The organism is Vibrio sp. NH-UV-68, assembly GCF_042940635.1.
Taxonomy (GTDB): Bacteria; Pseudomonadota; Gammaproteobacteria; order Enterobacterales; family Vibrionaceae; genus Vibrio; species Vibrio pacinii.
In genome coordinates, this window is sequence record NZ_CP134975.1 from 194634 (window position 1) to 207879 (window position 13246).

The following is a 13246-nucleotide window of genomic DNA, read 5'->3' on the forward strand; positions in this document are numbered from 1 at the left end:
TGCTATTTCGCCTAGCTCCGAGAGAGTCCTCTCCAGGAGCTAGGTGCTAGCAACTCGCCTCCTATCCCTAGGAACTAGGACCTCTTTCTAGTGACGGAAGTGACGCATCCCAGTAAAGATCATCGCCATACCATGTTCATCTGCAGCGGCGATAACTTCATCATCACGCATAGAGCCGCCTGGTTGAATCACACACTTAATCCCTGCTTGTGCTGCAGCATCAATGCCGTCACGGAATGGGAAGAAAGCGTCAGAGGCCATCACACAACCTTCAACTTGCAGACCTTCGTCAGCAGCTTTAATGCCAGCGATCTTGGCTGAATAAACACGGCTCATTTGGCCGGCGCCAACACCAATCGTCATGTCGCCTTTTGAGTAAACAATCGCGTTAGATTTTACGTATTTGGCGACTTTCCAGCAGAATAGGGCATCTTTTAGCTCTTCTTCCGTTGGTTGACGCTTAGAAACCACTTTAAGGTCATCTAGGCTCACCATACCTTGGTCGCGATCTTGCACCAGTAAGCCGCCATTTACGCGTTTCAGGTCAAAACCAGTTGTCTTGGTTGACCATTCACCACACTCAAGCAGACGAACATTTTTCTTCGCCGCTACAACTTCTACCGCTTCAGCTGAAACCGAAGGGGCGATAATCACTTCAACGAACTGGCGCTCAACAATAGCGGTTGCTGTTGCAGCGTCTAGCTCTTGGTTGAAGGCGATGATGCCGCCGAATGCAGACGTTGGGTCAGTTTTGTATGCACGATCGTATGCTTCTAAGATGTTGCTACCGAGTGCTACACCACATGGGTTAGCGTGCTTAACGATGACACAAGCTGGCTGGTCGAACTCTTTCACGCACTCAAGTGCTGCGTCAGTATCGGCGATATTATTGTAAGAAAGGGCTTTACCTTGGATCTGGCGAGCCGTTGATACAGAAGCTTCTTCAGGGTTGGCTTCTACATAGAAAGCGGCATCTTGGTGGCTGTTCTCACCGTAGCGCATGTCTTGCTTCTTGATAAACTGCTGGTTGAACGTGCGAGGGAACTTGCTCTCTTCATCACCTTCCTTGCTTTCTGTTGTAGAGGAGGCACCGTAAGATGGAACCATAGTGCCGAAGTAGTTGGCGATCATGCCATCGTAAGATGCAGTGTGCTCGAATGCCGCGATAGCAAGGTCGAAACGAGTTTCTAGCGTTAGAGACTTATCGTTAGCATCCATCTCTGTGATAACGCGGTCGTAGTCGTGTGCGTTCACGACGATAGTGACGTCTTTGTGGTTTTTTGCTGCAGAGCGAACCATTGTTGGGCCACCGATGTCGATGTTCTCAACCGCGTCAGCAAGGGTGCAATCTTCTTTAGCAACGGTTTCTGCGAATGGGTAAAGGTTAACAACAACCATGTCGATTGGGTTGATGCCATGCTTTTCCATCACGTCATCATCTTGACCACGACGACCAAGCACACCACCGTGAACTTTTGGGTGAAGCGTTTTCACGCGACCGTCCATCATTTCAGGGAAACCGGTGTAGTCTGAGACTTCGGTTACTGAGATGCCTTGCTGCGCTAGAAGGCGGGCTGTGCCACCTGTTGATAGAATATCTACGCCACGCTCAGCAAGAGCCTTGGCAAATTCTACGATACCAGTTTTGTCTGATACGCTAATCAAAGCGCGGCGAATAGGACGAGCGATAGTCATGCTTCCATTTCCTCAAAGTCACAGAGTTAATACGTAATAAAGATATTTGCCAAAAATGAACTTGTTCTTACGCTTTGTTATCGAGAAAAGGTAAGATATTGGCCAGTTTTGGTAAAGACCTTTGCCATCATCAATGATGAAAAGTCAGTCTCTGAGTTTGATGGCGCACATTCTAACTAATTTATTACAAAAAAGCTCGCGCAATCGTTTGGCATCGCAAAAATAATTGTAAAAACCGCGAGTTTTGATGGCAAACGTAACGAAAGCGTTAATAGGGAAGTTTATGTTTCAGATTGGAGAATTGGCAAAACGCTGCAATGTAACCGCCGACACGTTGCGTTTTTATGAGAAAAATCGGCTGCTTAAGCCAGCGGGTCGCAGTGAGTCAGGCTATCGTTTGTATAACCAAGAAAACCAAAAACAAGTCAGCTTTATTCTAAAAGCGAAGGATTTAGGTTTGAGTCTCGATGAGATTCGCGAGTTGCTAGAAATCAAGCTGGAGGCGACTGAGCACAGTTGCTTTGAAGTGAAGGCCATCACCAGTGCTAAATTGTTGGTGATTGATGAAAAAATTAATGAACTGACACGCATACGCAGCGCGTTAAAGAAAATCAATGATGCTTGTTGTGGTCATGATAATGATGATGCAAGCCACTGCTCTATTCTGACGGCGTTGGATGCTAACGACGCCTAGTCTAACTTCTTCTCAATGGCAGTATTGCCAATTAAGTGATTTTTACCATCATTGCTATTGATAAATATTTTATATGTCAATGTATTACCAATTTTTGTAGTGTATCGGCAAAGCGTGAGTTGCATCCCTAATTTTGCCTGAAACACGGATTTCATTGTTCTGTTACTTCGCTGAACATTAAATAAGACGTTGTTTGTGATTCGTTGCATAGAGTACTTAACCTCGCAAACACGAATGCTTGGACAAAAAATAATCAGTGTTTTTAAGCATAAATGAACAATGTTTTTATTGGTTTTTAGGATGCCGTAATGAAAAAAAAATTACTTACTTGTGCTGTGTCTGCCTCCTTAGGTTTGCTCGCTAATACTACAATTGCAGTTGCAGGTGATGTTACACAAAGCAATGTTACCCATAGTACAGTTCAAAATTCACTTCAGAGTACGATTATGCCATCTCGCACAATCTCTGCTCTTCAATTTGGTAATGTACATAGTATTAAGCGTTCATTGGGTTTTCGTTGGGCGATGTCTCCTTTGCAGCCGACGGGTTTTTGGGCCAAAGCCGGAGATAGTCTTACGGTTGAGCTAGCGTCGGCTGAGGGAGTGAGTGCGAAGATCTATCTTCTTAATCGTACCGATAGCACTTATGACTATAGTGGTGCGCAAAAAGTGGCGCTGCAACCCGGGTTGAACTCTATTCAAGCTGAAACGGATGGCGAAATCTATATTGTAACTGACAACGAATCTGTGGTTGGATCGAATGTAGAGGTCACCCTCGCTAGTGGCGGAAGACCAATGCCGATGTTTGTTTTAGGTCAGCACTCCGATAGTGATTTTCAGCAGATGTTAGATGCATTTCCTGATGCTCCCCACGTCCATTTTGTTAGCGACAATTTTTTCTCAACAGTGATTCGAGACAATGCGATCAAGTATACAAAGCATCCAACAGAAATGTTAAAGACATGGGAGGAGGTCATTCAACTAGGGCGAGAGCAATATGGATTGGATGATTTATCTTTGTGGCCAAATGCTGATAAACAACCCAGAGTTCACTTTATCGATTATACCGATGGAGCGAAGTCTACTGGCTCTATGTTTGCTTGGCGTTATCGCCTTGGCGCTTCAGCTAAAGGGTCTATACGTGATGTGATTGATGCGGAGCAGTTCCGAAAAAGTTGGGGGCCATGGCATGAATATGGGCATATTCTTCAGATACCTTCGATGCAATGGAAAGGTCTGTCCGAGGTGACGGTTAATTTGACCTCACTCTACATCCAGCGAGCACTGGGTCATGAGTCACGTTTGGAGAAAGGTGGCCATTGGGACCGAGTGATACCGACACTTAATACACCAAAAACTGACTTCAACAGTATGACTAAATTGCTAGATAAAGTGGCGATGTTTTGGCAATTGGATCTTACCTTTGGAAAACCATTCTATCGAGATCTCGCTCAACGTTACAGAGATTTAACGCTATCTGAGAGACCAAAGTCTGACGTTGATAAGCAACAAACTTTTATTCGATTTGCTAGCTTGAGTAGTGGGTACAATTTAACGCCCTTCTTCGAAGCGTGGGGGTTAGAGCTAAGTTCAGATACTCGTTATTGGTTAACGCAGCAAGACTTAAATTTATTGACTGATCCTATTTGGGAAAATAGAGATAGCGATATCAAGTTTAGTTATTCTCTGGAAGAAGGCGATACGGATACGGATAACGGAGAGAGTAGTGCTGAGAATACCTCTTCATGTGATAGCTGGGATCAAAGTGCTATCTATGCGACTCCTGGTACCGTTGTAGAGTGGAATAATCGCAATTGGAGCAACAGTTGGTGGACTCGTGGTGAAGAGCCGGGAACAACAGGCCAGTGGGGTGTGTGGCGCGAAGAGAGCTCAGCAAGTTGTGCTGAAAATGGAGGCGTAAATAGTAATCAAGCGCCAGTGTCTAATATACAAGCTGACAGCGAAGAAATAATGGGTTCGCAGAGTATTAATCTTAATGGATCTCTGTCTTTCGATGCGGATGGCGATACATTGAGTTATCACTGGCAACAGATATCTCCACATTCACCAACGGCAGATATTGCTCAGCAAGCGGAAGCAACAACATCGGTGACTTTCCCTAAAATTCAGCAAAAGACCCAGTATCGATTTAGTTTGACCGTTAGTGATGGTCGTTTGAACCATACGTCATACGTGGATATCACTCAGAATGTGGATGAACAAGGTAATGTTACTTTACCTGATACGGATTCTAAGTGCCCAACATGGCAAGCGGGCAAAACCTATGCACAGCCGAATAATGTCGTAAGTTGGAATGGTGAGTATTGGATTAACCAATGGTGGACTCAAAATGATGAGCCGGGAACAACAGGTCAGTGGGGAGTATGGCGCTCAGTTGACGTTACTTCCTGTTAACTATTACTAGTTTAAGAAAGCAGATGGGAGACCTCTGCTTTCTTATTCCACACTATATTCGCTCATCTGACTCAGCTCGGTATAGCAATATTGAACGCTAAGAGGCTTTGAGTATCTTGGCTTTCAATTTAGCGTTGGTCTTAATGGTCGGCAGGTTATCGTAATATAGCGTGACTTGATTACGCCCAGTCTGTTTCGAGTAGTACATCGCTTTATCGGCTTGCACTAGCAGCTCTCTTACCGAACACACTTGACCATTCAGTTCAGCGATACCAATGCTCACGGTGGGATAAATGATGTGCTCATCAACATGACATGGTGTTGACTCAATGGTGTGGCGAATTCTCTCGGCAATATCGTACGCTTGTATTGCGTTAATATCGGTTAGTACGATACCAAACTCTTCTCCCCCCAAACGGCCAATATAGTCACTGGCACGGATCATTTTGTGGCAGAGATGAGCGACTTGAGTGATGACTTCATCACCAGATAAATGACCAACCTGATCGTTAATCTCTTTAAAGTGGTCGATATCTATCATTAAGCAGGTGAGAGCTTGTGGCTGAGGTTGATTGAACGCCCGCTCTAAGTTGATCATAAAGGCGCGACGATTCAATATACCGGTCAATTCGTCCGTTTCGGCCAGCTTAGTTAATTCGACCTGTTTTAAGTAGCTTTGGGTGATTTCACGCTCTTGCCACAACACATACTGAGCACCATTAGCAAGCGTGATCGGTTTTAGGTTCGCTTCAAACCACTTTTCTTCTTCCCCATCCCAAGCTTCTAATTGCTTTATCGACATCTGCAATTGATCACAGGCGAGCATCGCGTAGTGAAATTGCTGTTTTTGACCGCTGGTGAGTGCTTGCGTTAAGTGAGTGGTGAACGTGTCTGCTACAGGCTGTGATAACAACTGACGATAGTGATGATTGATGGTTTGGGATTGAGTCAGGCTAGTTGATGAAGAGGCCCCACCAAAGCCATCGACAATGATTCCTGCGGCATTCACGATCAATAAGCGATCAGGTAGTTCTCTAAGCATCATGCTTAGCCATTCTTCCTTTTGCATATCAATCATATAGAGCGCTCAAAAATCAGTGTGATTTTTCATTATATCGGTCACTTTTTCATAAGCAATTGCGAGAGATCACAAACTGATGAATCGTTGGCCTATTATCAATATTTCTGATAATAACAAGCCGGGCTCACAAAGTGAGCCCGGCTTTTATCGATAAGTAACGAATGAACGATTAGTTCATGCCGTATTTCTTAAGTTTTTTGCGAAGAGTACCGCGGTTGATACCCATCATAGTTGCTGCGCGAGTTTGGTTACCGCGAGTGTATTGCATGATGGTGTCTAGTAGTGGCTGTTCTACTTCTGCGAGAACTAATTCGTATAGTTCTGTGACTTCCTGACCGTTCAGTTGAGCCAAGTAGTTTTTAAGAGACGCTTTAACAGAGTCACGTAAAGGCTTCTGAGTAATCTGGTCTTGTGACGTTACTGTAGTTACTGTTAATGCTTCTGAAGTCAGATTTTGTTCGAACATATTCGGTCTAGCTCTTCTCTTAATTATGATGCAACGTTATACCCGTCATATATGTCGTCGCAGCGTGGTTGACTGCGTAAATCTTGCCTAATCAAATAGAATCTCTATCTTCATCGGGCTGAACTTACTTGTCGCCTAGCTGAAACGCCAACTATTCAGGCTAAATCAAAGTAACCTTCTAATGCCTCAATTTGCAGCTCGGCTGCATCAAGTGCGTTGAAGGTACGGCGAAACTCACTCGCTTGCTCATGTTCTTTTAAATACCAGCCAACGTGCTTACGCGCGATGCGGGGACCTAAGTACTCACCATAAAATTCATGGAGAGCATGAACGTGACCGAGCAGAATGTCTTTTACTTCCGAATACGGAAGTTCAGGCATCGTGGTGCCGTTTTCCAAAAAATGCTGGATTTCCTGAAAAATCCACGGACGTCCCTGTGCGGGGCGCCCAATCATTAAAGCGTCTGCACCGGTGTACTCCAGTACATGCTTGGCTCTCTCTGGACTATCGATATCACCGTTAGCGATAACCGGTATCGAGATTGCCTGCTTGACCGCTTTAATGCTGTCATATTCCGCCTCACCTTTGTACATGCAAGCCTTGGTACGCCCATGGAGCGCTAAAGCTTGTATGCCGCAGTCTTCGGCTAATTTCGCAATTTGGACGCAGTTTTTATTGTCTGTGTCCCAACCTGTCCGAGTTTTCAATGTCACAGGAACATCGACTGCGTTCACTACCGCGAGCAGAATCTGTTTAATGATGTCTGGGTGCTGTAGTAATGCAGAGCCGGCAAGCTTCTTGTTCACTTTCTTTGCTGGACAGCCCATGTTGATATCGATGATTTGCGCACCATTTTCAACACTAAACTGAGCAGCGTCGGCCATCAGCTGTGGATCGGCTCCAGCAATTTGTACCGAGCGAATACCTGACTCGCCTTCATGTACCATGCGTTGCTTCGATTTAGACGTTTTCCATAGCTTAGGATTTGACGACATCATTTCACTGACGGCCATTCCTGCACCATAACGGAGACACAACTCACGGAACGGTCTATCGGTCACACCTGCCATAGGAGCAACGATGAGATTATTCTTTAGTTGGTAATTTCCGATTTTCAAAACGTCTTCACACTGTGAACCAGCAAGGGCGCGCATTTTACGCATTTTTTTGCGCCGTGAAAAGACTAATATTTGAGCATTTACAAATTGTTTTTGTAAAACGCCTAAAAATCAGTCAATTAGCTTGCAAAGTCTTGTCTAGCCTTGCTTACGACCCGAGATGCGACACCATTCACTCTGCTCTTTGATAGGATCAATGTGAAACGCATCACGGTAATAATTAGCAACATCTTCGGCTTGCGTATCGAGCACACCCGACATCGCCAGTTGGCCATTTGGTTTAACTAATGACTGAATGACTGGCGAAAGTTCACGCAGTGGGCCAGCAAGAATGTTGGCGACCACCACATCAGCGACCAGATTCTGTGGCTGATCTTGGGGAAGGTAAACATTCAGTTGGTCAGCGACGCCATTACGTTCGGCATTATCTTTTGAAGCAAGCAATGCTTGAGGATCAATGTCGATGCCGATGACTTTTTCGGCGCCCAGTTTGATCGCAGCGATCGCTAAGATGCCAGAGCCGCAACCAAAGTCGATGACGGTTTTACCGCTTAGGTCTAGTTGCTCTAGCCATTCAAGGCATAATGCAGTCGTTGGGTGGGTGCCTGTACCAAAGGCTAAGCCAGGGTCGAGCATAACATTGACCGCATCAGTCTCTGGTACATCACGCCAGCTTGGGCATATCCAAAGACGCTGACCAAACTTGAGAGGGTGGAAGTTGTCCATCCACTCGCGTTCCCAATCTTTATCTTCCAACTGCTCGACTTTATAAGCAAAGTCCTGAGGCAATAAACCGCTTAGTTTGGTTTGTTCGATGATGAGGTTGGTATCGGCTTCAGCGTCATACAGCGCAAGAATATCAGTATCGCCCCACAGACGCGTTTCACCAGGCAGAGGCTCGAATACCGGAGTATCGTGAGCATCAAGAAAGGTGACAGATAGCGCCCCTGTCTCTTCCATTAACATATCGCCAATCTGTTCAGCGTTTTGGTTGGTCGCGTTGAGTTTAATTTGAATCCAAGGCATGGGATTGTGCTCTTACATTGATTAAAGTGAATTGGCGCAGAGTTTAGCAGAATTGTGCAGCTTTTATCGACGAATCGCAGCGGCGCAAACAAAAAATGCTCACCGAAGTGAGCATTTTATTAGCGTAAGTTGAATCTCAATTATTGTAAACCGAGCTTCTTCTCTAGGTAATGAATGTTAGCACCGCCGTGTTGGAAGTTTTCATCATTCATGATGCTTTCTTGCAAAGTCACGTTAGTTTTGATGCCTTCAATAATCATTTCACCTAGGGCATTCTTCATGCGAGCAATCGCCACATCACGGTTCTCACCGTAAGTGATCAGCTTACCGATCATCGAGTCGTAATGCGGAGGCACTGTGTAGCCTGCATAGATGTGTGATTCCCAGCGAACCCCCATGCCACCTGGCGAGTGGAAGCGTTCGATTTTACCTGGTGAAGGTAAGAAACGTTCTGGGTCTTCAGCGTTGATACGACATTCGATAGCATGGCCGCGGATCTTGATGTCATCTTGTGTGAATGACAAAGGTTGACCCGCTGCAACGCGCAGTTGTTCTTTGATGAGATCGATACCAGTCACCATTTCGGTCACTGGGTGCTCAACCTGAATACGCGTGTTCATTTCGATGAAGTAGAACTCACCGTTCTCGTACAAGAACTCAAACGTACCCGCGCCGCGGTAGCCAATTTCAAGACAGGCACGCGTACAACGTTCACCGATGTATTTGCGCATTTCTTCAGTGATGCCTGGCGCTGGTGCCTCTTCAACAACCTTTTGGTGACGACGCTGCATTGAGCAGTCACGTTCACCAAGGTGGATGGCTCCGCCTTGACCATCAGCGATGATCTGCACTTCAACGTGACGAGGGTTTTCTAGGAATTTTTCCATGTAAACCATATCGTTGTTGAAACAGGCTTTCGCTTCTGCGCGCGTCATTGCGATGGCTTCAACAAGATCTTTTTCGCTGCGTACCACACGCATACCACGACCACCGCCGCCACCAGAGGCTTTGATGATGACTGGGTAACCGATGCGTTTAGCATGGGCTCTATTCTTCGTTTCGTCGCCGTCAAGTGGACCATCAGAGCCTGGTACACAAGGTACGCCCGCTTTTTTCATGGCCGTGATTGCTGACACTTTATCACCCATCATGCGGATGGTGTCTGCTTTCGGGCCGACGAAAATAAAACCGCTTCGTTCGACTTGCTCAGCAAAGTCAGCGTTTTCGGACAGGAAACCGTAACCAGGGTGGATGGCGACTGCGCCAGTCACTTCTGCCGCTGAAATGATGCGCGGAATGTTTAGGTAGCTGTCGATACCACGAGCAGGGCCAATACAGATTGCTTCATCAGCAAGCAGTACGTGTTTTAGATCACGGTCAGCGGTTGAGTGAACCGCGACCGTTTTAATCCCAAGTTCTTTACATGCGCGAAGAATACGAAGTGCAATTTCACCTCGGTTCGCGATGACTAATTTATCTAGCATGAGAGAGAGCCTCTATTATTCGATAACAACAAGTGGTTGGTCGAATTCAACTGGCTGACCGTCTTCTACTAGGATAGCCGTTACCACGCCTGACTTGTCTGATTCAATCTGGTTCATCATTTTCATTGCTTCAACGATACACAGCGTATCGCCAGCTTTAACACTTTGACCCACTTCAATGAAAGATTTCGAATCTGGACTTGGTGAACGGTAGAAAGTCCCCACCATTGGAGAAAGAACCTGATGACCTGTAGGCGCCGCTGGTGCTGCAGGCTCTACTGCCGCTGGAGCAGCAGGAGCTGCTGCTGGAGCCGCGACAGGTGCTGGTGCGTAATGAATAGGCGCTGGAGCTGCAGCGCCGTGACGGCTGATGCGCACCGATTCTTCACCTTCAGAAATTTCTAGCTCAGCAATGCCAGATTCTTCGACTAACTCGATAAGCTTCTTGATTTTACGGATATCCATCTTTTCTTTCTCTTTTATCTTGTGAATAAGACAGCTCAATACTGAACTGCAGAGTGTTTCGTACTTTACTGTTGTGCTGCTATTGAGCTTGCAGATGTTTAATCGCAGCAGACAGAGCGAATTGGTAACCTTGTGCACCTAGACCGCAAATCACCCCTTGTGCCTTATCAGACAGATAAGAGTGATGGCGAAACGGCTCTCGAGCATGCACATTGGATAAATGTACTTCGATAAATGGGATAGCAACGCCAAGCAGTGCGTCTCTTAACGCCACACTGGTGTGGGTAAAAGCGGCAGGGTTGATGATGATAAAGTCCACCTGGTTGTAGGCGGCATGAATCGCTTCGATCAACTCATATTCACGATTAGATTGCAGATGTTTTAGCGTTACACCTGCGTCATGAGCTTGTTCGGTTAATGTGTCGATAATCTGCGCTAAGGTAGAAGAACCGTAATGTGCCGGTTCACGTAGACCTAATAGGTTTAGATTTGGACCATTTAAGACAAGAATGCGTGAGTTTGCTGTCATTGTGCTGCTATCTTCCTACTTCATGAGATGAATTGGAATATTCCCATATTATCGCGGATTCAGCCTACTAAATTCGGTTGAAAAAGTAGCGAATCTTTGAAATAGACCCAGATTATAGCTAATTCAGCGCAAATCGCAGCAATTTACTGGTCTAATCTCCCAGCTTGGCGTCGGAAATTTGTTATTAAGGTAACACTTTTGTGCCACATGACCTGCTTGCAGCAGGTTTGCTGGTAACCAAAAACAAACAAGCCGTCATACAGTGACGGCTTGTTTATGGTCTTTTTAGGGAGAGGCTTTACGCCAGTTCTGCTTTCTCTGCAATCAACTTATCAACCACACTTGGGTCGGCTAGCGTTGAAGTATCGCCTAGGTTGCTGGTATCACCAGTGGCAATCTTACGTAGAATACGACGCATGATTTTTCCTGAGCGAGTTTTAGGTAGTGAATCTGTCCAGTGCAGCACATCTGGTGTGGCGATTGGACCAATCTCTTTACGTACCCAATTTTTGACTTCTTTGTGCAGCTCTGCACTTGGGTACTCACCATCATTTAGGGTGATGTAAGCGTAGATCGCTTGGCCTTTGATGTCGTGTGGAATACCGACAATTGCCGCCTCGGCAATTTTGTGGTGTGCAACGAGCGCTGATTCAATCTCAGCCGTACCCATACGGTGACCTGAGACATTCAATACGTCATCAACACGCCCCGTGATCCAGTAGTAACCATCTTCGTCGCGACGAGCACCATCACTGGTAAAGTACATGCCTTTAAAGGTTGAGAAGTAGGTTTGCTCAAAGCGGTCGTGATCGCCGTAAACGGTACGCATCTGGCCAGGCCATGAATCGAGAATAACAAGGTTACCGTCGGTTGCACCTTCGATGATGTTACCCATGTTATCCACCAAAGCAGGCTGTATACCAAAAAATGGTCGGGTTGCTGAACCTGGTTTGAGATCGGTTGCTCCTGGTAGCGGCGCAATCAAAATACCGCCGGTTTCCGTTTGCCACCAAGTATCGACGATTGGTGACTTCTCATTACCGATGGTTTTGTAGTACCACTCCCATGCCTCAGGGTTAATTGGCTCACCGACTGACCCCATAATACGCAGACTGCTACGAGAAGTGCCTTCAACTGCTTCATTGCCTTTTGCCATTAGGGCGCGAATCGCAGTTGGTGCGGTATAAAGAATATTGACTTGATGTTTATCGACTACTTGGCTCATACGGTTGGTGCTTGGGTAGTTCGGCACACCTTCAAACAAAATGGTTTTGGCGCCGTTAGCCAGCGGCCCGTATATCAGGTAAGTGTGGCCGGTAATCCAACCGACATCGGCAGTACACCAGAAGGTTTCACCAGGCTGGTAGTCAAACACATACTTGAACGTCATTGCTGCATAGACTAGGTAACCACCAGTGGTGTGGAGAACACCTTTTGGCTTACCCGTCGAGCCTGATGTGTAAAGGATGAACAGCGGGTCTTCGGCGTTCATCTCTTCTGGCGGACAATCGGAAGAGACATTCGCGGTTGCTTCATGCCACCAAACATCACGATGCTCATGCCAATCGATATCACCGCCAGTACGCTTCATAACGATGACTTTCTCGATGGTTTTGACGTCTGGGTTGGTTAGCGCTTCATCGACATTTTTCTTCAATGGTACGGCGCGACCGCCACGAACACCTTCGTCTGCTGTAATGACGACTTTGGCATCGGAATCAATAATACGACCAGAAAGTGCTTCTGGTGAGAAACCACCAAAGACCACCGTATGCACCGCACCAATACGGGTACATGCGAGCATGGCCACGGCCGCTTCGGTCACCATTGGCATGTAAAGACAAACCACGTCGCCTTTGCGGACGCCTTGCTGTTTTAAGGCATTAGAAAATTCACACACTTCTTTGTGCAGTTCTTTGAAAGTGAGCGTGCTGTCGTCATTCGGGTCATCCCCTTCCCAAATGATCGCGATCTCATCGCCACGTTCTGCGAGGTGACGATCAATACAGTTGGCGGAAACATTCAGTGTGCCATCTTCAAACCAACGAATATCAACGTGGCCTGTGTCAAAAGAGGTATTTTTTACTTGGCTAAAAGGTTTGATCCAGTCAACAATTTTGCCGTGTTCACTCCAAAAACCAACCGGATCGGTGACCGATTGTTGATACATGGCTTGGTAGGTATCGATATCCGCGTGGGTATTTTTTTTGATGTTCTCTTTCACCGGATAGATATGGGCTTCACTCATTGCTTATCTCCTTGTGCTTAATTCGT

General features: G+C 46.2%; 11 protein-coding genes. 2 read left to right on the top strand and 9 right to left on the bottom strand.

The features are described from left to right. Nucleotides 1-87: 87 nt before the first annotated feature. Nucleotides 88-1695, bottom strand: coding sequence for a bifunctional phosphoribosylaminoimidazolecarboxamide formyltransferase/IMP cyclohydrolase (purH, locus tag ViNHUV68_RS00905; protein ID WP_391088927.1), 1608 nt, complete (start codon nucleotides 1693-1695; stop codon nucleotides 88-90). 283 nt (nucleotides 1696-1978) lie between these two features. On the opposite strand from purH, the gene zntR reads away from it, so the two are divergent. Together zntR and ViNHUV68_RS00915 are read left to right on the top strand one after the other, a co-directional pair. Beyond that, entirely contained in the window at nucleotides 1979-2389 is a 411-nt protein-coding gene (gene zntR / locus ViNHUV68_RS00910; protein ID WP_038175074.1) for a Zn(2+)-responsive transcriptional regulator, read from the top strand. A 308-nt stretch (nucleotides 2390-2697) separates the two neighbouring features. After that, nucleotides 2698-4803, top strand: a complete 2106-nt coding sequence (locus tag ViNHUV68_RS00915; protein ID WP_391088929.1) for a M60 family metallopeptidase — start codon at nucleotides 2698-2700, stop codon at nucleotides 4801-4803. Between the two features lie 97 nt (nucleotides 4804-4900). On the opposite strand, the gene ViNHUV68_RS00920 is transcribed toward ViNHUV68_RS00915, so the two are convergent. The 8 genes from ViNHUV68_RS00920 to acs all read right to left on the bottom strand — a co-directional run bounded on the left by ViNHUV68_RS00920 (nucleotide 4901) and on the right by acs (nucleotide 13220). Next, on the bottom strand, nucleotides 4901-5881 hold the full coding sequence (locus ViNHUV68_RS00920) for a diguanylate cyclase (protein WP_391088931.1): 981 nt from the start codon (nucleotides 5879-5881) through the stop codon (nucleotides 4901-4903). Between the two features lie 172 nt (nucleotides 5882-6053). Beyond that, nucleotides 6054-6350: a DNA-binding transcriptional regulator Fis gene (gene fis / locus ViNHUV68_RS00925; protein WP_000462885.1), complete on the bottom strand. Its 297-nt coding sequence runs from the start codon at nucleotides 6348-6350 to the stop codon at nucleotides 6054-6056. A 155-nt stretch (nucleotides 6351-6505) separates the two neighbouring features. Beyond that, nucleotides 6506-7468: a tRNA dihydrouridine synthase DusB gene (gene dusB, locus ViNHUV68_RS00930; protein WP_391090233.1), complete on the bottom strand. Its 963-nt coding sequence runs from the start codon at nucleotides 7466-7468 to the stop codon at nucleotides 6506-6508. Nucleotides 7469-7606: 138 nt separating this feature from the next. After that, on the bottom strand, nucleotides 7607-8494 hold the full coding sequence (gene prmA, locus ViNHUV68_RS00935; RefSeq protein WP_391088933.1) for a 50S ribosomal protein L11 methyltransferase: 888 nt from the start codon (nucleotides 8492-8494) through the stop codon (nucleotides 7607-7609). A 140-nt stretch (nucleotides 8495-8634) separates the two neighbouring features. Next, nucleotides 8635-9978 (bottom strand): acetyl-CoA carboxylase biotin carboxylase subunit, encoded by a 1344-nt coding sequence (accC, locus tag ViNHUV68_RS00940; protein ID WP_038175079.1) that lies wholly within the window; start codon nucleotides 9976-9978, stop codon nucleotides 8635-8637. Nucleotides 9979-9993: 15 nt separating this feature from the next. Next, nucleotides 9994-10443 (bottom strand): acetyl-CoA carboxylase biotin carboxyl carrier protein, encoded by a 450-nt coding sequence (gene accB / locus ViNHUV68_RS00945; protein ID WP_038175081.1) that lies wholly within the window; start codon nucleotides 10441-10443, stop codon nucleotides 9994-9996. A gap of 79 nt (nucleotides 10444-10522) precedes the next feature. Then, the gene (gene aroQ, locus ViNHUV68_RS00950) at nucleotides 10523-10972 is read right to left on the bottom strand and encodes a type II 3-dehydroquinate dehydratase (RefSeq protein WP_038175082.1); all 450 of its coding nucleotides are present in this window, start codon (nucleotides 10970-10972) and stop codon (nucleotides 10523-10525) included. 298 nt (nucleotides 10973-11270) lie between these two features. Continuing rightward, nucleotides 11271-13220, bottom strand: coding sequence for an acetate--CoA ligase (gene acs / locus ViNHUV68_RS00955; protein ID WP_391088935.1), 1950 nt, complete (start codon nucleotides 13218-13220; stop codon nucleotides 11271-11273). Between the last annotated feature and the right edge of the window lie 26 nt (nucleotides 13221-13246).